This is a genomic window from Actinoplanes sp. L3-i22 (assembly GCF_019704555.1).
GTDB lineage: Bacteria > Actinomycetota > Actinomycetes > Mycobacteriales > Micromonosporaceae > Actinoplanes.
The window spans coordinates 9,449,369-9,470,040 of sequence record NZ_AP024745.1 but is presented as its reverse complement, the minus strand read 5'-3'; the positions used below and the strand labels follow the sequence as shown (position 1 = coordinate 9,470,040).

Here is a 20,672-nt window from a genome sequence, read left to right as displayed (position 1 = left end):
CGGGCCGGACCGCCGCGAGGCGAGTCCACCGGCGCGCGTCTGCTCGATCCGCCCTCAGATCTGCCCGGACGGGCCGCCGAGCCACGGCAGCACCGCCGCGTCGCGCCGCGGGTGCCGGGCGCGCAACAGGTCCCGGGCCGCCGCCAGCTCGCCGTCGTCCAGCAGGTAGGCGGCGCGCACGTCGTCGCCGGTGATCCGGGCCGGGACCGGCCCGTACGGGTTGGCCAGCACGTCCACGCCGTCGTCGAGCAGCTCGATCAGGCCGAGCAGGTCGGTGCGCCGCCAGCCGGCCACCGGGACGAGGTCGCGCTGCGGGGCGCTGGTCGCCACGATCAGGCACAGCACGCGGTCCGGGGAGTAGACGACCAGGGGCCGGTCGTGCTCGTCGAGCGCGACGTCGAACATGCTCTCCCGGAGCAGCAGGCGGACCAGCTCGACCGGCGGCGGCGCGGTCACGGCGGTGCGCAGCAGGGCGTCGAGCGGGTCGGCCGGGGCGTCCGGGTCGGCCGGGCGGTACTCCGGGTTCGGCCGGAAGGCGCCGACGTCGCCGCCCGGGCCGACCGGCCACGAGCCGGCCATCGCCGGCACCGGCGGGACCTCGTCGTCCGGGCCCGGGACCCAGGCCGGGTCCATCAGCAACAGGTATGTCTCGATCGTGGTCATCGGGCGGCGATCCGGTCGTACGCCGCAGTCAGGTCCTTGTCGGAGATCGCCGCGACGCGCCGGACGAAGCCGGCGGTGAGGCGGATGGCCGCGGGTCCGCCGGGGTTGATCAGCAGGTCGGTGCCGTCCGGCAGCAGCTCGGCGACCTCCTCGACGGTGACCCGCTGCCACTGCGGCGCGGCGATCCGCCGGCGGTGCGGCTCGGCGGTGGCGATCACCGCGCAGAGCACGTCGTCGGGCGAGTGGGCCAGCAGCGGGCGTCCGTCGCCGTTGCCGGCGAACTCGACCAGCGCGTCGCGGAGCACGACCTCCAGGACCTCGGTGCCGGCCTGGTCGTAGGCGATGTCGCGGAGCGCGGAGTCGATCGGGTCGGTCGGCGCGTCCGGATCGACCGGCCGGTAGTCCGGATTGCCGCGGAACCGGCCCGTGGTGCCGTCCGGGCGCATCGGCCACAGCCCGGCGATCGCCTCGACCGGCGGTTCCGTGCCGTCGTCCGGCGACCACGCCGGGTCCAGGAGCAGGACGTATTCGTCGGTCACTGATTGGATCCGATCTCTACGAAGGTGCCGCCGCCGCGGACACCCATCAGCTGGAACGACTGGATCAGCGGGTGCCGGCCGGCGTCCGGCATCTTGCTGAAGATCTTGGTCGGGGCGTAGAGCGTGCCGGCGAACTCGCCGGAGTCGCGCAGCGTGCGGCCAAGATCGTGGGCGGCGCCGCCCGGGCGGTCGGTGCCGCCGACCATGCAGGAGAACATCACGATCACGCCCTGTCTGATGCCCGGGGCCTCGTCGAGCAGGCGCAGGGCGATCAGCAGGTCGGCGTACTGCTCGCCGTTGAGCAGGGCTTTGCGGCCGCCGGTCTGGCCGACGGCGAAGACCTTCTCGTTGCCGTGCAACTCGAGGAAGAGGATCGGGCGGCCGGTCGCGCCGCCCCACGGGGTTCTGAGCAGCTTCGGGGTCAGCCGGCCCTTGGCGGTCTGGGCGTAGACGCGGTGCCCGCTCTTGAGCACTCGCTGCAGGTAGGGCTTGATGCCGTCGATCCGGTCCTTGGGGGACGGGAAGGCGGCGGCCAGGAGGGTGCCGGTGGCCGGATCGGTGACCCGGACGACCGGGACCGAGGCCGGGTCGATGACCGGGGTGCCGGCCGGGACCAGGGCCGGCCGGGGCGCGGGTGCCGGGTCCGGCTGTGGTGTGGCGGCGGGTGCCGGGTCCGGCTGTGGTGTGGCGGCGGGTGCCGGGTCCGGCTGTGGTGTGGCGGCGGGTGCCGGGTCCGGCTGTGGTGTGGCGGGAGCGGGGGCCGGCGTGGTGACGATCTCGGTGATGCGGCCGTTGCCGCCGACGCCGATCAGGGCGGAGCCGGTCGAGCCGCGGTGGTGGGTGCCGGTGAGGCCGAAGACCCGGCCGGTGTAGCCGAGCTGGTCCAGCCGGGTCGTGAAGTCGTAGCCGGCCCGGCCTTCCGCGCTGCGGGAGGCGAGCAGCACGATCCGCGGGTGGCCGGCCCGGGACTGGGTGATCGCCGGGAACAGCAGGTCGGCCAGCGCGGAGCCGGAGTAGGCGTAGGTGGTGTCCGGGGTCGAGCGGCCGGCGCGGATCGGGGTGTCGATCTCGAAGTGGTCGCCGCGGCCGCGGATGTCGATCCAGACCGTCGGGGTCGGGTCGGTGTCCCGGGTGGGGAACGGGAGCCGGCGTTTGGTCTGGCGGCGGTGGCCGTCGGAGGTGACGTAGTGGCTCTGGTCGTTGTCGTGGATCTTCTTGAGGGTGTCGCGGATGCCGGACGGGCCGCTCGCGCCACGACCGAAAGCGATCGCGACGAGCTGGCCGTCGCGGACCAGCGTCCGCTGGCGCAGATCCGCCAGTTGCGGCCCGGCCAGGGGAGTCACGTCCTGAGCCGGGTGCGCCGGGGCCGGTGCCGGTGCCGGTGTCATGGGCGGGGGCAGGGGGCGGGGCTGGGGCAGGATCGTGGGCGGCATGGTGACGATCCGCGAGCCGGTGTCGCCCGGTTCCGGCTTCGGGTTGACGTACCAGCGGAACTCGCCGTTGTCGGTGAGCTCGGCGTATTCCGGGGCCTCCGCGACGGCGACGTCCGGAGCCATGCCGTGCGAGTAGGGCACTCGGGCGTCACTGAGGCCCGAGAAGAACGAGTTGGCCGAGCCGGTGCCGGCCCAGCCGCTCCACAGCACCAGTGGGGTGCGCGGGCCGACGCCCGGCACCGAGCGCAGTCCGGCCTGGGCGAGCATGGTCGCCAGCTGCGACCCGGGCATCCGCACGATGCCCGCACCGCGCCGGTGGACGAGGACGGCGTCCCCGTAAGAGTCGCCGAGCAGGAAAGTGATCGCCGGCTGTCCGTCCACCTCGGAGATCACGGCAGCCGAGCGGAACGCGTCGGCCTGCTCCTCGCTGAGTGGGAAGCCGATCGCGGCCAGTCGCCCGCCCGGTCCGGTCGCCGTGGTGATCACGACATCGGCCAGGGCCAGGTCGGCCGGCGCGGCCGGTGCGGTGGGGGCGGGCCCGGGCGGCAGCACCCCGTCCGGCTGCGGCACCGTCTCCTCGCCGGTCTCCTCGCGGGGTTCGGAGAACTCGTTGCCGGACGTCGGCCCCGGCTCGGAGGCGGGCCCGGCGGTAGGGGAGGCGGCGGCGGTGGTGGCGGCCGGGGCGTCGGGTGTGGCCGGGGCGGCGGGGGCGGGGGCGGGGAACGTGCGGTACTCGCCCTTCTCGTCGACGGCGATGTCGCCGGTGACCGTCTGCAGGACCACGCTCATGCTGCCGGCCAGCACCGGCCGGTCGTCGCCGAGCTCGGCCAGCCGGCGCTGCAGGGCCGCCGCCGGCCCGTCGGGATACTTCTGCCCGATCAGGCAGATCGCCGCGAGGAAGCCGCCGTAGACGTCCGGTGACCACCGCTGCCGCTGGCCGGACCGGTCCAGCAGGTCGGCGATGACGTCGCCGTCGACCATCGGGCGGTCCGGGCCACGGCGCATCCGGGTGATCACGTCGGTGGGGGTGCCGTGGGCCAGGATCATCGCGTGCCACTTGTCGTCCGCCGCGCGCAGCGGGTGGCTCGTGGCGCCGAGCTCGTCGAACTTCTCCCGGATGCTGCTGTACCGCAGCGGGCCGCCGACCACGGTGCGCCGGACGAAGTTGCTGTCGGTGAACAGGTCGGTCGAGGTGGCGTCGGCGGCCAGGTCCCGGCTCGGGAACGAGACGCCGGCGTACTCGCCGCCGCGGTAGTACACGGCGTGCATCTCGACGTCGCGGGGCCGCAGCGGGTCCGGCTCGATCGCGGTGTGCCAGGCCGGTTCGGTCAGCGAGCCGTCCGCGGCCGGTTCCGCGCCGACCAGCGCGTGCACCGTCCGGAAGTAGCCGGAGCGGCGCAGCTCGCGGCTGGTCGCGTGGGCCAGCCGGGCGGCCGTCGCGACCGGGGTGTCCGCCGGCAGGACCAGCACGACCGGCCGGGCAGTGAACTTGCCCTCGGCGGCGGCCGCGCGGAACTCGGTGGAGCCGACGATCGCCCGGGCGGCGGCGTGCGGCGGCAGGTGCTCGGTGCCCTGGTGCAGGATGTCGCCGGTCCGGACGTTCACGCCGGCCCGGTTCACGTCGCGCAGTACCACCACGGTGGGCTTATCATAGCCCCACGGGGTCGGCTTGCGGGATCCCGCGTAGACGCCGAGCTGACCGAGCGAGGCGTTCTCCTGCCACTTGTCGTACGCATGGTGGGTGTGGGTGTGGAAGTCCTGGTGGCCCGGGAAGTACGCGCCGATCGACCCGGCCGTCGGGTGCTTCAGTCCGATGCCCTGCACGTCCTCGGGCCGGAGCGCGCCGATCCGGCGGCGGCGCCCGGGCACCGCCGCGAAGACCGGGTGGCCGACGGCGGTGGCGAAGTCGTAGCCGCTGTGCCCGGCCCGGTTGTGCCGCCCGGCCGCCCCGGAGAGCAGGGTCACCTCGCGGGTGCCGGGCAGCGCCGCGAACGTGCCGTGCCCGGTCAGTACGCCGGCGAGGGCGGCGCCGGTCAGGGCGACCTGCCGCCCGCCGCCGGCCACCGCCGGGAGGAACCGTTCGGCGTCGCCGTCCACCGCCACGAAGAAGTCGTCGCCGGGCGGCAGCCGCCGGGCGCCCCGAGCCGCCTGGGTGATCGGGTTCTGCTCGTCGGCGGTCGGGAAGGCCAGGCCGCGCCCGCCGGGCAGCTCGACGATCTCCAGGTCGGCCGCCTCCGGCCCGCGGACCAGGCGGAAGCCGGAGCCCGGTTCCTCGACGTACGAGAACGGCAGCCGGGCCTGGCTGAGCCAGAGGCCGTGCAGGTAGTAGACCGGCCGGTAGCCGCCGTGCGCGAGCTGGGCGTCGAACAGTTCCCGGGCGGTCCGCGCGGTCCACTCGTGGTCGCCGATCGCGTCGATCACGAAGATCACCGGGGTGGCGACCGGCCCCTGGTCCAGTGACCGGAAGTGCGGGTCGGCGTAGAGCGCGGCGATGACCTCGGCGGGTTTCATCGTCCGGGTGCCGCCGCCGTGCGCGGGGACCACCAGGTCGGTGGCGTCGAACTCGCGCTTGAGGTAGACGGTGATCGGGCGGCCGTCGGGGCGCGGCGCGCCGTCCGCCCACGGGGCCGGGATCAGGCTGCGGCCCTCGACCTTGTCGATCCAGCCGTCCGGCAGGTCGGCGGCCTGGTCGGTGAGGCGCTGGGTGAGCGCCGGGTCGGGGAGCAGCGAGACCGCGAACGGCCGGCCGTGCGGGTCGGTGTGCGGGGTGGTGCGCGGGGTGCCGTCGGGCGCGGCGATCGCCTGCGGGGTGAACGGGGCGGCCGGGCGCGGGTCGCGGCTCTCGTCGAGCAGGTCGTCGTCGCTGTCGCTGTCGCTCTCCGAGTCGGTGTCCGATTCCGATTCCTCGGCCGCGGGAGTGGAATCGGGCGCCGGAGTGGAATCGGGCGGAGGGTCGGCAGCGAGCGGGGGCTCCTCGACCGTTTCGACGGCGAAGGCCCCGGGGGTGGCGCTGTCGCGGAACATCGCGGCGGCCGGGTCGGCGTCCGCCGCGACGATCCGGTCGAAGTACATCCGGGACGGCACGAACTTGGTGAACCCGCCGTCGTACCCGACCGCGACCCCGCCGGGCAGCAGCGCCGCCGTGGTCCGCAGCGCGAACACGTTCCCCGGGAAGCCGGCGTGCTGCGCGGCACGCATCACCTGGTGGCCGAGGTGCCGGTCGCTGTCGTGGAAGCCGGCCCACGGCGCGAGCAGCAGGATCGAGGTCCGCCGCGGGAACCGGTCGAGCCGCAGGTCGCCGAGCTCCGGGCTGCTCAGCGCGGCGACCAGGCCGGCGCCGTCGAGCCGCCCGTCGCGGTCGTCGTGCAGCGGGACTGACGCCGACCAGCCGTCCGCGCCGTCGGTGTGCACGACGTACACCGCGTTGCCGTGCCGCGGCGAGAAGTCGGCGAGCCCGGCGCTGGGCAGACCCTCGCCGATCGCCCCCGGGTACGTCCACACCGTGTCCAGCTGTCCGGAATCGATCGTGCGCGCCCAGTCCCGCACCGGCCCGGGATCGCGGCTGAAGGTGACCCCGAACTCCTGCCCGTTCCGGTCGATCAGCCGGGCCGGGGGCCGGACGTCGGCCAGGTCCGCCGGGCTGAGCGGGTCGTCGTGACGGTCCTCGGCGAGCGGCACGTGCCGGCTCCCGCCGACCGGCGTCGCGGCGAGCGCGGCCGCCCGGTCGCCGACCCTGGCGATCCGGCCGCCGTGCGCGACCCGCAGCACGTGGTCGCCGGCGTCCCGCTCGTCGTTGTCGCCGTCCTCGTGCCGGACGATCAGCTGATCGGTCGGCGCCAGCACCGGCCCCCGGTGCCCGAGCTCGCGGACCCGCCGCTCGAAGTCGTGCGCGGCGCTTCCGGGCTCGTCCTCGGCGTAGGTGTCGCAGGCCGCGAGCAGGATCGTGCTCTCCGGGTGCAGCGCGGACGCCTGCTGGACCAGCATCGCCAGATCGTCGCCGTCGACGGTGACGAGCTCGCCGTCGTTCATCTCGACCTGGAAGCCGTCGACGGTGCCGTGCGCCTCGACGAGCAGCGTCCGGCCGTCGGTGCTGCCGGGCATCTCGACCCGGCCCTCGGTCGGCGAGCCGGCGCCGCCGCGCAGCACGTCGTACCAGGACGTGCCGCTCTGCATGATCGCCGCGGCCTGCCGGGGCATGGTCTCCCGGTCGCCGGCCCGCGACGGGAACATGATCGCGACCCGCTTCGCGCCGGGGTTCGGCAGCACGGTGTGCTTGACGTCGGCGATCGTGTACGGCTTGCCGCGCAGCCGCGGGGTGGCCGCGGGCGGGGGCGTCGCGCCCGGCGGCGTGTCGGTGCTGATCCGGCCGGCGCCGATCGCCAGCCGTCCGTTGTGGACGGTGGCCGGGCCGTCGGCCGTGTGCACGACGACGTCCGCGCCGAGCCGGGTGCGCGCGGCCGCGGTGAAGTCCCGGGCGAACGTGCCCGGGCCGGACGGGAGCAGCAGCAGCCGGTCCGGCTCGGCGCCGTGCTGCCGCAGGGTCCGGGCGGTCAGCTCGGCGAAGTCGGCCGGGGTGAGCCGGACCGCGCCGCGCCCGGCGAGCGCCACCACGACGTGCCCGGTGCCGTCGCTGCGGCCGTGCACCGAGAGCGGCTGGTCGCCGCGCCACGGCATGGCCCGGCCGGCCCGGGCGCCGTCGTCGTCGCGGTGCAGGTAGGTGGCGCGGGTCGCCGCCTCGGCCTCGGCCCGCAGCCCGGTGGTGTGCTCGGGGGTGAGCCCGAAGGTCAGGGCGGTCACCGCGCCGTCGGTGTCGGTGCGCACCGTGGCGTCGGCGCGGTCGTCGCGCCCGAGGATCCAGATCGGGGCGGCGGACGGATCGGCCAGGGCTGCGGCCGGGGTGATCGGGTCACGTTGCGCCTGGGTGAGCTGTACGCCGTACGCGCGAATGGTCTTTTCCCAGGTTTTCGCCGCGGCCTCCTCGGCGGCCCGGGCGGCGACCAGCGGCCCGCCCTCGGCGCCCCGGCGGCGCACCGCGTCGGTCCGGGTGGCCGCCGCGCTGTACGTCTTGGACGCGTCCGCGAGGTCCCGCGCCGCGGCGGTGAGCTCGGCGGGCAGCTTCCGGCCGGTCAGCTCCTCGGCGACGCGGTCGGTGACCCGCAGCAGCGCCGCGTCGGTCACGGTGAGCTCGGTGCCGCCGGTGCGCCGTGGCCCGGTGGAGAACACGCCCGGCCGGGTGCCGACGGTGAACCGGAACCGCATGTCGTAGAGCAGCCCGCGGGTCAGCGTGTCGTCCGGCGAGCGTTCGGCGGCCGGCTTGGCGCTGAGCTCGTGGCCGTGCTCGGTGCCGGTCGCCAGGGCCGGTGACCCGGTCCTGAGCAGGTCCCGGTCGGCCTGGGTGGAGCCGAACACGGACTGGAAGTCGCGGCGCTGCTCGCCGTGCGTGCTGCCGCCCGCGGCGGCGACGACCGGCGCGGTGGTGGTCTCCAGGCCGGTCGCCTTGACCTCCTGTTTGCGCTGGTGATCGTCGGTGACCGAGCTCTTGACCCGGATGCGGTGATCGGCGCCGGTCAGCCGGGCCGAGTCAGTGAGGATCCGGGCGTCGACGTAGAGGAAGCGGTCGGCGTCGATCGGCAGCGGGATCGCGAACGTGCCGTCGGTCATCGCCCGCAGCGCGGTCGCCACGATGTCCGGGGTCAGCGCGCTGTCCAGGGCGGCGATCGTGTCGTCGTCCACGTCGCCGTGCGACTCCAGGATGGCCTGCGCGGCCGCGGCGCGCAGGGCGGCCATGTCCGGCAGGACGCGTTCCACGGCGTACGCGTCGGGTTCCGCCGGCAGCCGCAGGGCGCCGTCGGCGGTGCGCCACGCGGTCCGGGCCGCGGCGGTGTGCTGGGCCGCGTCGACGGTCAGGATCGGGCCGGCCTGGCCGAGCCGGGTCTGCCCGGTCGCCGGGGCCGGCAGCGTGTCGCCGGGCAGCGCGTGGAACTCGACCGGGTGGATCCGCACATCGGTGGCGAGCACGTCGCCGACCTGCTCGCCGGCGCGGCCCAGGTGCCGGTCGCCGTGCGTGATGAACAGCTCGATCGTCGCCGCGCCGCGCCACGCCACCATCGGACCGGAGGCGGTCAGCGACTGCTTGTGCACGCTCTTGCGGCCGGCCGTCGTCTTGCTGTCCCGGGTGCCCCACTTCAGGCCGGTGCGCAGCGCCGTGCCGAGCGAGCCGGCCCGCGGCGCGGTGGTGGCGCTGCCGGCCTCGCGCAGCGTCTGGTTGAACCGGGCGGTGACCGAGCCGCCGAGCTTCTGCCGCCAGCGGGACCGGACCTCGTTCTCCGCGATCTCCACCTTGCCCGAGGTGCCGAGCTCGTCGACGTGCGCGACGGTCGCCCCGGTCAGCGGGGCCGGGAAGGTCAGGTCGGCGGTCAGGTAGTAGGTGTGGCCGGTGAGCCGGTCCTCCAGGCGCAGCGGCTGGGTGCGGCCGCCGTTGAGCCCGCCGGGCAGGTGCCGGTTGAGGGTGGCCAGGAAGTCGCGGACCGCCCGGGTGTTGTCGTGCGGGCCGGCCAGCGTGTCGCGCGGCAGCAGCCGCTCGGCGGTCTCCCGGGCCTTGCCCTCGTCGCCGCCGTTCTCCCTGGTGAAGCCCTTGATCAGGTTGGTGCGCAGCTGGTCGACCCGGTCACTGAGATCGATCGGGGTCACCGTGCCGCCGATCCCGACGCTGGGCGCGCCGGTCACCGGGGCGGCCCCTGCGGGGCGCGCCACCGGCGGCGGGGTGAGCAGGCCGTCCGGCACCGCGCGGTTCGCTTCGGGTTCAGGGGCTTCGTCCCGTACGGCGTGGGCCCGGGCGACCCGTTCGTCGAGCCGGAGCAGGATCGCGTTGTTGTGCCGCCGGGACAGTTCCCGGGCGGCGGCCTCGTGGGCCGTCTCCAGGTCGGTGCGGGCCTGCGTCTGGTGACCGGCCAGGGTGCGTACGGCCGCGGTGTGGTTCTCGTCGAGGGCGTGGGTCTCGGCCCGGTGTTCCGCCCGCAGCCGGTCCAGGTCCCGGGCGGCGTCGATCCGGCTCTGGACGGTGGCCCGGGTCGCGCGGTGCCCGGCCTTGCGGTCGATCAGCGCGCGGGTGTGGGCGGCGCTCAGCGCGGCGCGTTCGTCCTGCTGGTGCCGGCTCAGGTCGTGTTGCTCGGTGGCGTGCGTGCGCTGCTGGTCGTCGAGCTCCTGCCGCTGGGCGTCCGCGAGGTCGCGCCGCTCCCGCTGCTGGGTCCGGGCCACCTCGAGGTCGGCGCGGGTGGCGGTGAACTCGGCGTCGTGCTCGCGCAGCCGGTGGTACTGCGCCTCGGTCATCCACATCTGGACGCCGTCCGGGATCAGCACGTGCTCGGCCGCCGCGGTGGTCTTCCCGCTGCCCGGATGCCACGGGTTCGCGTGCACCTCGGCGGTCACCTCGGCGTCCAGGTCCAACTGGACGAGCACCTTGCGCTCGGCGCGCCCGGTCAGCGACAGCCGCGAGTTGCCGGTCAGGTCCTGATCGCGGCTCGTGCCCCAGCGGCGGGCCAGCGGAGCGAGCTGGCCGACGAAGATCCCGCCCGGGATGTAGCGCAGCCAGCCGGTCGGCACCGGCGCGTGCGTGACCGAGCCGACGCCGGTGACGGTCGCGCCGAACTCGAACTGGCGGCCCTTCGCGCTGCTCGCCCGGGTGCCGCCGGTGTGCGACTGCTTGCGCTTGTCGTACTCGGTGCCGTCGACGATCCGCGGGTTCGCCGGCCGCAGCCGGATCTTGGCCTGCGCGGTGGTGTCCGAGGTCCGCCGCTCGTGGGTCAGGCCGGTGATCTCGGTGGCCGTGCTGAACAGCGACGGGTCGGCGGTCATCGACTCGGGGGCGAGCACCTCGCCGACGGTCAGCGGGATGGTGGTGGCGAACGAGTCGAACAGCGGATCGTCCCGGGACGCCCTGCGCAGCACCCGCATCGTCGCGTCCCGCAGCGCCTTCGACGCGGTGAACGAGGTGAGCCGGTTGCCGTCCAGGTCCCGGGAGTAGCCGCCGCCGATCCCGGCGATCGGGTTGGGCCGCTCGATCGGCTCGCTGGTCACCGCGCGGCTGGTGTCCGGCGCCGGCGGCTTCTCGCGGGTGGTCCGGTCCTGCGGCACGAACAGGCGGACGTCCAGCTTGTGGGTCTGCGCCGGGATCGCGGCCGGCTCGATCGGGCCGGGCATGCCGCGCCGGGGCGTGCCGATCGAGGTGCGCCGCCCGGTGGTGTTCAGCGTCCGGTACGACTCGGTCTCGACGGTCAGCGTCAACTCGGTCGCGAACGCCCGCACGGTTCCCGGGGTGATCTTGCCGTCCGCGTCCACCGAGGTGCCGTGGTCCAGGTGGAACGTGGCGCTCTGGGAGACGCCGAGCGCCTGGGTGCGGGTGGACGTCCGGGCGAACCGGATGCCGGCGAGCAGCGTTCCGTACAACTTGGACAGCGGGCCGTAGACCCGGCCCTCGACGCCGACCTCGCCGGTCGTGGTGGTGCCCCGGCCGGAGACGGTGCTGCTCTTCTCCTTCAGCCGGGTGCCGGTGTCGTCGGTGCGGCGGCGGGCGGTCGGGCCGTCGGAGAGCGGCCCCATCTCGCCGGTGATCTTGATGATGGTCGGGTAGTTGTGCCGGGTGCCCTCGTACAGCACCGGGATGTGCAGGCCCGGGCCGACGATCCGGTTGAGCAGCTTGACCAGCTGGTCCTCGCCGAGCGCGGCCCGGACCGCGTCGGCGCGCTGCCACGCGGCCCGGTCGTCCGAGTCCGGGTGGCCGTCGTACTTCGGGTCGCCCATGTCGCCGAGCAGGTCGTTCGCGGACAGGAACAGGCCGAACAGGGAACGGTCCAGGCGCGGGCGGCCGGGGACGTCGCGCAGCGCGTCGGCGATCGCCTCGTACAGGCTGCCGGCGTCGCTGAGCTGCGGGATCGCGCCGTCGAAGGAGACCCCGTGCTCCAGGTTCCGCGGGGCGTGCCAGACCCGGTCGTCGCCGTGCCGGCCCGGCCACTCGGCGGCGGCCCGCGGGTCCAGGCCGGCCTCGGCGATCCGCTCCGGGGTGGCCCACTGGAAGCTCTCCACCGTGCCGTCCAGCTTCGCCGGCTTGCGGCCGGGCAGCGCCACCTCCAGGTCGTAGACCACCTGGTAGCGGACCATCGGGCCGTCGCTGCCGGTGATCTGCTTGCCGCCGGTCGCGGTGGAGTGCTCCTGGCTGTTCTCGGCTGTGCGGGAGTAGCCGGCGCGCGGGCCGACCGCGAAGTTCGCCGCGCCGGTCTCGGTGCCGGCGCCGACCCCACCGGCCACGCCGACGGTCCGGGACGCGGCGCGGTGGTCGCTCTGCTCGGCCGCGTGCGCGCTGGTGACCTCGTGCCGGGCGTCCTCGACGGTCTCCACGACCCGGGTCAGGCGCGGGACCAGACGCATCCGGACGGCGGTGTGCCGCGGCCCGCGGAACGGATTGCGGCTGGGCCGCTCGGCCAGCGGGTCGGAGGTGACCCAGCCGGCCTTCGGCAGCGCGTCCGCACCGTGCTCGAGTTTGTGCAGCTCCTTCTGGACGTTGCGGTCGCCGAGGAAGTCCCGCAGCATCCGCTTGCCCTCGGCGTCGAGGTGCAGCTGGCTCGCGACCTGGGTGTAGAAGTCGCCGGCCGGGCCGGGGCGGGCGATCGCGCTCTCCACGACCGCGGCGGTGGGCGGGCGGCGGCGGCTGCGCTCACCCTTCGGGCGGCGCAGATCCTTGGGTACGACCAGGTCCACCCGCCCGTCCGCGGTCAGCGGGTCGCGCAGCGGCGTGCCGTCCGGGTCGCGCAGCTCGACGACGTACCGGAACGGCATGTCGACCTGGATGCCGTTCTTGAGCTTCAGGGTGCTGCTGAGGGTGTCCTCGACCGTCCCGGTGTGCGCGTCGGTGGTGCTGGCGGCCATCGGCACGGTGACCGAGAGGTCGCCGACCACCGGGGGCAGCGCGGTCACGGCGATCCGCGGGTTCAGGCTCTGGTCGTCGGCCACGCCGCTGGTCAGCGTGGTCTTGCCGGTGTCCTTGGTGGCGGCCTTGACGTCCTTGCCGTCGTTCTTGCCGTCCGCCGGGCCGGTGACCGTCAGGTGGTCCGGGTCGAGGACGGCGTGGATCACCAGCTCGACCGGCCGGCCGTCGACGACGACCGGCTCGGCGTGCGCGTCGCCGAGGAAGTGGCCCACGTCGGTGCGCATCAGCTGCCGCAGCTGCTCGTGGATCGCCGGATCCAGGTCCGGGACCAGGGCGGTCAGGTCCGGCGGGTCGACCCGCGCCTCGACCGTCTGCTGGGCCAGGCCCAGGTGCCGGCTCTCCCGCAGGTAGTCGGGCAGGGCCCGGCGGATCGCCTGGGCCAGCTCGGCGTCGGTCTCCGGCTCCTCGGCGATGGTGAACAGCGACGGCGTCCGGGCCAGCCCGGGCACCGGCGAATCGGCCGCCGGCGCCCAGCCGAGGGCGTCGGCCATGTCGACGTCCGGCGCGGCGCCGTGCTGCCGGTGCAGCTGGTTGCTGAGGTCGGCGTACTCGGTGAACTTGGCGTGCGAGCCGGCCAGGCCGGGCTGTTTGTCCTGGTAGGTGTCGGGCTGGCGGACCTCCAGCGGGACGACCGGTCCGCCGGGCGTGTGGTGGTCCAGGGTGGTCAGGTGGGTGCGGATGCCCAGCGCGTCGCTCTGGTCGATGGTCGGGATGCCCCGCGCGGCACGGGTGTCCTCGGTCAGCACTGCGTTGAACAGCAGCGTGCGGGCTCGGGTGTCGACCTCGTAGAAGCTGGTCAGCCCGTCCGCGGCGAGCTTCTGGTCGAGCAGCGCGGCCCGCTCCGGCGACTGCCGCCGGAACTGCTCGACCACCTCCCGGCCGATGTTCTCGACGTTGTCCTCCAGGAACCGCTGGACGACCGGCGGGAGCTGGGTGTTCAGCGCGGCCATCTGCACCCGGGAGGCGGCGCCCAGGTAGTTCTTGGTGAGCCGGTCGATCGCCTTGTTGTCGCGCTGCGACTCGTACCGGTCGGCGGCGCTGGCCAGGATGGCCGCGGTGTGCGTGTAGGCCATCGCGCCGATGCCCTGGACCAGCCGGTTCAGGTGCGGGTCGGTGGAGACGGTGCCGGTGAAGTGCTGGGCCAGGCGCTGGGCGAAGTCGAGGCCGTGCTGGAGTGGGTCGCGGGTGTTCCTGGTGCGGGTGTCCTGGATGACCTTCCGCAGGAACTCCGGCATGCCGGCCAGCGGCACCCCGACGGTGTACTGCGTGTAGACCTGCTTCGGCGACTGCCCGCCGACGATGCCGACCTGGTTGCCGACGTCGCTGACCTGGAACTGCGGCAGCGTGGCCAGCACCTCGGCCAGCGGGGTGCTGCGATCGTTGCGGGACACCTCGTGCAGCCGGTTGATCAGGTCGTTGATCAGCTGGAACGCGGGCATCGCGGGTGGCCGGTGCTCACCGTCGATGACGCCCAGGGGTTCGGTGACGATCTCGATGATCTGTTCGCCGCCGGAGTGGTCCATCACCAGTTTGATCGCGGGGTGGATGCCGTCGCGGGTCTGGGCGAGCACGGTGGCGTAGCCGACGTCGACGTCGCCCGGGGTGTCCAGGGCGAACTGGGTCTCGATCTCGACGCCGATCGCCCACGGGTCGTCCGGGTCGAGGTCGCCGTCGAGCGGCGGCGACGGGTGGGTGGTCTCGGCGACCGGCCGCTTGGCGACGGTCTCCGGGGACTCGTCGGTCTCGTCCGGGTTCCGCTGCGCGACGCCGGTGGACCAGGCGTTGTCCGGGTGCGGGGTGAGGTCCGGGCGTCGGCGTCCGCCGACGATGGTCGAGCCGGCGACGAAGACTCCGCCGTCCGCGGTGGTCCAGGCCGTCCGAAGAGGAGCATTGACGCGTACGCCGGGAAGGTGTTGCCGTAGTTGATTGATGAACGTCCCGGCGCCGGTGTCGCAGGCGACCAGCTGGATCGGCCGGTTCTGCCAGGCCGGGTCGTTCCGGATCATCGCGGCGAGTTCCGCCGCCCCGATCGTGCGGGCGCCGACCTTGATCCCGTCCGGGGTGCCATGGCCGTACACCCGGTAGGTGTTGGTTTTCGGGGTCTTGCCGGCGTGGTCGAAGTGCGCCGGGTCGGCCTCGGCGTCGATCAGGCGCAGGCCGCTCGGCACCCGGGTCGGGCCGGTCGGCTCGGTGCCGTTTCTCCAGGTCAGCGCCTCGACCATCGCGGTGTCGGCCGGGGCGGGGGTGGTGGTCGGCTGGTGGTAGACGCGGTTGGTGAGGGCGGCGTAGTCGTCGAAGCGGGACTGCGTGCCCGGCATCCCGGCGCGGTTCGGGTCGTGCTGGTGGGTGTTGGGCTGGCGGACCTCGAAGGCCACCACCGGACGGCCCGGCGTGTGGGTGTCGACGTCGGTCAGGAACGTGCGGATGCCGAAGGCGTCGCTCTGGTTGATCGGCTCGATGCCGGCCCGGTCGAGCGCGGGTTTGGACAGGATGGTGCTGGCCAGGACGCGCGGGGTGTTGTCGTCCAGGTGGTAGTAGGTCTGACCGGCTGCCAGCTGTTGGTCGAGGATCGCGGATCGCTCGGGGCTGGCCTGTTTCCAGCTGTGCTGGATCTGTTCGGCGATGGCCTGCGAGTTCTGTTCGAGGAACTGCTGGACCTGGGGCGGGAGCTGGGCGTTGATCGCGTTGAGGTCGACGCGGGAGGCGGCGGTCAGGTAGTTCTTGGTGAGGCGGGGGATGTTCTTGTCTTTGGTCTGCTTCTCGACGATGTCGGCGGTGGCCTCGAACATCGCGCCGGTGTGGCTGTAGGCGAGGGAGCCGACGCCCTTGACGATCTGCCGCAGGTGCTGGTCGGGCGAGGTCTTTGCGAACTCCTGGGCCAGCCGGTCGCCGAAGGTGAGGCCGTCGGCGAGCAGGCCGGCGGCCGGGGAGGGTTTGCCGGAGCGGCGCGGTTTGCTGGTGGCGTCCTCGACGGCGGCCTGGAAGAACTCGGCCATGCCGTCGACCGGGACGCCGACGGTGAACTGGGTGTAGAGGCCGGTCGAGGCGGCTTCGCCCTCGACCTGGACGTGGCGGCCGGCGTCGCTGACCTGGAACGCGGCCGGGGGCGCCAGGGTGTCCTTGAACGCCTGGCCGCCCGGGCTGTCCGCGGTGATGACCGGGACGCCGGACTGCTGCAGTGCTTGACCGGTGAGCAGGAGGTTCGCGGTGACGGCGGGGATCGGGCGGGCCAGGTCGAAGTAGGTCTGGCCGTCGCCGAGCTTCGCGTCGAGGAAGGCGGCCTTCTGCGGGCTCTGCTGCTTCCAGGTCATCGCGAGAGCGCGGGTGATGTTGGTGAAGTTGTCCTCGATCAGCTGCCGGGCCTCGGGGGTCAGGTCGGCGGCGACCGAGCCCAGGTTCACCGGCGCGGCGACCGCCAGGTAGTCGCGCATCCGCTGCGGCAGCTGGTCGGGGTTGCCGTTGCCGGCCATGGCGTCGGCGGTGGCCTCGAACATCGCCGCGGTGTGGGTGTAGGCGAGCGCGCCGACCCCGCGGACGCTGTCGTCGCCGAGCTGCTCGGCCAGCCGTTGACCGAATTCGATACCGCGGTTCAGGGTGACGACGGCCGGGTGGTCCGGGTTGGTCGCGGTGCTCGCGACCTGCTGCAACAGGTCGTTGACGGCGGGGGTCGAGAGGCCGGTGCTGTACGAGACGTTCCGGCCGGCGTCGGTGACCTGGAACGACTTCAGCGGGGCGAGCACGTCGGCCAGCGAGGTGTTGCGGCCCGAGCGGGTCGCCGCGTGCAGTTGCTCGACCAGGGCGTTGATGGTCCGGAAGGCCGGCGCGGAGGGCGGGCGGTGCTCGCCGTCGATGGTGGCCAGGGGCTCGGTGACGATCTCGATGATCGGGTCGTTCATGCCGTCGTGGTCGACGACCAGTTTGATCGCGGGGTGTGTGCCGGGTGGGGTCTGGGCCAGGACGGTGCTGTACGGGATGTCCTCGGTCAGGATGAACCGGGTCTCGATCTCGACGCCGATCGCCCACGGGTCGTCCGGGTCCAGGTCGGTGCCGGTCGGCGGGTGCACCGAGTGGTAGGTCTTCGCGGTGACCGGGCGCTTTTTGATCGTCTCCGGGGAGTCGTCGGTCTCGTCCGGGTTCTTCCGCGCGACGCCGGTGTTCCAGGCGTTGTCCGGGTGCGGGGTGGTGTCGGGACGGCGGCGTCCGCCGACGATGGTCGAGCCGGCGACGAAGACGTCGCCGTTCGCGGTGGTCCAGGCTGGGCGGCGAGGGGCATCGATGCGTACGCCGGGAAGGTGTTGCCGTAGTTCGTCGATGAACGTCCCGGCGCCGGTGTCACAGGCGACCAGCTGGATCGGCTTGTTCTGCCAGGCCGGATCGTTCCGGATCAGGGCGGCCAGCTCGGCCGCGCCGATCGTGCGGGTGCCGATCTTGATGCCGTCCGGCGTGCCATGGCCGTACACCTGATAGGTGTTGGTTTTCGGGGTTTTGCCGGCGTGGTCGAAATGGGCCGGGTCGGCCTCGGCGTCGATCAGGCGCAGGCCGCTGGGGACGTGGATCGGGCCGGTCGGGCTGGTGCCCTTGCCGTGGCCGCCGTCTCCCCAGGCGATCGGGTTGGCGGTCTGCTGGTAGATCGTGTTGCTGCGCTGCTTGTAGTCCAGGAAGCGCTTGAGCACGCCGGCGATGCCGGGCGACTCGTTCTGGTAGGCGCGGATCTGCCGCGCCTCGAGCGGGATGACCGGCTCGCCGGGAGTGTGGTCGTCGAGCTCGGCGAAGTGGTGGTGGATGCCCAGCGCCTGGCTCTGGTTGATCTCCGGGAGGCCCAGCCGGGCGCGGGTCTGCGGGCCGACGAAGGCGTTGGCGAACAGCGCCTCCGAGCCGGGCGTGACGTCGAAGAGATTCTTCGCGCCGTCGATCACCGCGAGCTGGTCGTTGAGGTGCGCGGCCTTGGCCGGGTTGGTGTTCGTGTAGTGCGTCTGCAGGGCGTTGCCGATCGTCGCGGCGTGCTGCTCGAAGAACGCCGCGACGGCCGGGTGCTGCCGGGCGAGGTGCAGCTGGATGCCGGCGAGGTTCACCCGGGACGCGGCGGCGACGTAGTTCTTCGAGGCCGGGGCGTCGGTGTTGCCGGCCAGCCCGTCGGCCTTGCTGGAGAACATCGCGACCGTGTGTGAATACGCCAGCGCCGCGTAGCCGTGGATCACCCGGGCGCCGGCGGTGTCGGTGCCGTTGCTGCCGAGGTAGAGCTGGGCGAGCTGCGCGCCGAAGTCGAGACCCTGGTCCAGGGGATCCTTGGCGCGACTGGTCTGGGTGTCGGCGGCGATCGACTGGAGCATGTCGGCGAGTCCGCCGATCGGCGTGCCGACCGTGAACTGGGGATAGACGTGGGCCGGGGCCTGGCCGCTCTCCAGCTTCACCTGGGCGCCCTGCGGGGTCACGGTGAAGCCGAGCGGGCTCAGGATGTCCGCCAGGGGGGTGTTCGCCGTCGACCGGCTGGCCTCGTGCAGCTTCGTCACCAGGTCGTTCATGATGCTGAACGCCTGCTCGTGGCCGGGGCGGTGCTCGCCGTCGATGGTCCGCATCGGGCCCACCACGATCTCGATGATCTTCTCGCCGTCGAGATCGTGGTCGACCACCAGTTTGATCTCCGGCAGGAAGCTGTCCGGACTGGTGGCGAGCACGGTGCCGTAGTCGATGGCGCTGCCGGCCGGCACGTCCAGCGGGAAGCGGGTCTCCACCTCGACGCCCTCGCCCCAGCCGATCGCGTCGTCCATGTCGACGTCCTGCGGTGGCGCGGCCGAGTCGACGCCGTCCATCGGCTCGCCCGGCATGGCGTGCTCGGGCGGGGGCGCGCCGTGCTGCTGGTGCAGCTGGTTGCTGAGGTCGGCGTACTCGGTGAACTTGGCGTGCGAGCCGGCCAGACCGGGCTGTTTGCCCTGGTAGGTGTCGGGCTGGCGGATCTCCAACGGGACGACCGGTCCGCCGGGCGTGTGGTGGTCCAACGTGGTCAGATGGGTGCGGATGCCCAGGGCGTCGCTCTGGTCGATGACCGGGATGCCCCGGGCGTTGCGGGTGTCCTCGGTCAGGACCGCGTTCAGGAACAGCGTGCGGGCGCGGGGGTCGACGTCGTACAGGCTGGTCAGGGTGTTGTCGGTGGTGATCTTCTGATCCAGGAGCGCGGCCTTCTCCGGGGCCTGCTGCCGGTACTGGTTGAGCACCTCCTGGCCGATGGTGTCGGTGTTGTTCTCCAGGAACTGCTGGACGGTCGGCGGGAGCTGGGCGTTCATCGCCGCCATGTGCACCCGGGAGGCGGCGCCCAGGTAGTTCTTGGTCAGGCGTTCGATCGGCTTGTTGTCGCGCTGCGACTCCAGCTGGTCGGCGGCGCTGGAGAAGATCGCGGCGGTGTGTGTGTAGGCCATCGCGCCGATGCCCTGGACCAGGCGGTTCAGGTAGGGGTCGGTGGAGACGGTGCCGGCGAAGTGCTGGGCGAGTCGCTGGGCGAAGTCGAGGCCGTGCTGGAGCGGGTCACGGGAGTTGCGGGTGCGGGTGTCCTGGATGACCTTCCGCAGGAACTCCGGCATGCCGGCCAGCGGGACCCCGACGGTGTACTGGGTGTAGACGGTCTTCGGGGACTGGCCGCCGATGATGCCGACCTGGTTGCCGACGGTGCTGACCTCGAACTGCGGCAGGGTGGCGAGGACCTCGGCGAGCGGGGTGTTGCGGTCGGTCGCGGTCACCTGGTGCAGGCGGTTGATCAGGTCGTTGATCAGCTGGAAGGCCGGGAGTGACGGCGGTCGGTTCTCGCCGTCGATGACGCCCAGGGGCTCGGTGACGATCTCGATGATCTGTTCGCCGCCGGAGTGGTCCATCACCAGTTTGATCGCGGGGTGGATGCCGTCGCGGGTCTGGGCGAGCACGGTGGCGTAGCCGACGTCGACGTCGCCCGGAGTGTCCAGGGCGAACTGGGTCTCGATCTCGACGCCGATCGCCCACGGGTCGTCCGGGTCGAGATCGACCTCGGTCGGGGGGCGGCTTTCGGCGGTGATCGACTCGGTGACCGGGCGGTTTTTGATCGTCTCGCGGGAGTCGTCGGTCTCGTCCGGGTTCCGCTGGGCGGTGCCGGTGGACCAGGCGTTGTCCGGGTGCGGGGTGAGGTCCGGGCGTCGGCGTCCGCCGACGATCTTCGCGCCGGCGACGAAGACGTCGCCGTTCGCGGTGGTCCAGGCCGTTCGGCGCGGGGCATCGATGCGTACGCCGGGGAGGTGTTGCCGTAGCTCGTTGATGAACCGGTCGGTGTTGGTGGGGCCGGCGCCGGTGTCGCAGGCGATCAGGCGGATCGGTCTGTTGTTCCAGGCCGGGTCGTTTCTGATCATCGTGGCGAGTTCGGGGGCGGTGATGGTGCGGGGGCCGATCGTGATGCCGGTCGGGGTGCCGTGGGCGAAGACCTGGTAGGTGGGGGTTTTGGGGGCTCTTGCGGCGTGGTCGAAGTGGCCTGGGTGGGATTTGGCGTCGATCAGGCGGAGGCCGGCGGGGACGTGGATCGGGCCGGTGGGGTCGGTGCGTTGGTTGTCGTTTTCGGCGTTGTCGTCGGCGTTGTCGTTGTCGTTGTCGTTGTTCCAGGCCAGGGGGCGGGCTGTTGCTCGAGGTGGGGGTGGGGTAGCCGCCGCGGCCGGATTTTTCGGATATTCCGGGTGTGGGGGTGTTGTCGCCGCCGCGGTGGTGGTGGGGGGCGATGGAGTCGACGGCCTGTTTGACGTCGGATTCGAGTGGGGTTTTGACGTCGGGGGTGTTGGTCTCGGTGGAAATCTTTGCCGTGGGGGCTTCGGGGGTCGGTCGGGGGGACTGCGGTGCGGGGTTTTGTGACTGGGTGGGGGCTTTGTCGGTGGGGGGCTTGGGGAGTCGACGGAAGTTTTCGCCGGGTCGGGGGTGGCGGTGGTCGGGGAATCGGCCTGGCGGGGAGTCCTGGGAGCCGTAGGCGGGGGAGGCGTTTCCAGGGAGTCGTAGGCCGGGGGAGGGGTTTCCAAGGAGTCGTAGGCCGGGGGAGCTTCGGGGGTTTGGTCC

Annotated in this window: 6 protein-coding genes; 3 read left to right on the top strand and 3 right to left on the bottom strand. The window is 73.2% G+C overall.

The window, feature by feature from the left end; all coding sequences use genetic code 11:
* Nucleotides 1-54: 54 nt before the first annotated feature.
* Genes L3i22_RS42090 through L3i22_RS42080 form a run of 3 tightly spaced genes read right to left on the bottom strand, consistent with a single transcriptional unit; the run spans nucleotide 55 to nucleotide 18,907 of the window.
* On the bottom strand, nucleotides 55-663 hold the full coding sequence (locus tag L3i22_RS42090; RefSeq protein WP_221323020.1) for a type VII secretion system-associated protein: 609 nt from the start codon (nucleotides 661-663) through the stop codon (nucleotides 55-57).
* Nucleotides 660-1,202 carry a type VII secretion system-associated protein gene (locus L3i22_RS42085; RefSeq protein ID WP_255657573.1) on the bottom strand — a complete coding sequence of 181 codons (543 nt, stop codon included), beginning with the start codon at nucleotides 1,200-1,202 and terminating at the stop codon, nucleotides 660-662. Before L3i22_RS42085 ends, L3i22_RS42090 begins: the two co-directional genes overlap by 4 nt.
* On the bottom strand, nucleotides 1,199-18,907 hold the full coding sequence (locus tag L3i22_RS42080; protein WP_221323019.1) for a hypothetical protein: 17,709 nt from the start codon (nucleotides 18,905-18,907) through the stop codon (nucleotides 1,199-1,201). The genes L3i22_RS42085 and L3i22_RS42080 overlap by 4 nt, the downstream gene beginning before the upstream one ends.
* Here L3i22_RS42080 and L3i22_RS42075 point away from each other — a divergent pair, their 5' ends adjacent.
* The 3 genes from L3i22_RS42075 (at nucleotide 18,908) to L3i22_RS42065 (ending at nucleotide 20,063) form a co-directional block, all read left to right on the top strand.
* Nucleotides 18,908-19,399, top strand: coding sequence for a hypothetical protein (locus L3i22_RS42075; RefSeq protein ID WP_221323018.1), 492 nt, complete (start codon nucleotides 18,908-18,910; stop codon nucleotides 19,397-19,399).
* Nucleotides 19,400-19,498: 99 nt separating this feature from the next.
* On the top strand, nucleotides 19,499-19,885 hold the full coding sequence (locus L3i22_RS42070) for a hypothetical protein (RefSeq protein ID WP_221323017.1): 387 nt from the start codon (nucleotides 19,499-19,501) through the stop codon (nucleotides 19,883-19,885).
* A 19-nt stretch (nucleotides 19,886-19,904) separates the two neighbouring features.
* Nucleotides 19,905-20,063 (top strand): hypothetical protein, encoded by a 159-nt coding sequence (locus L3i22_RS42065; protein ID WP_221323016.1) that lies wholly within the window; start codon nucleotides 19,905-19,907, stop codon nucleotides 20,061-20,063.
* Nucleotides 20,064-20,672: the final 609 nt, after the last annotated feature.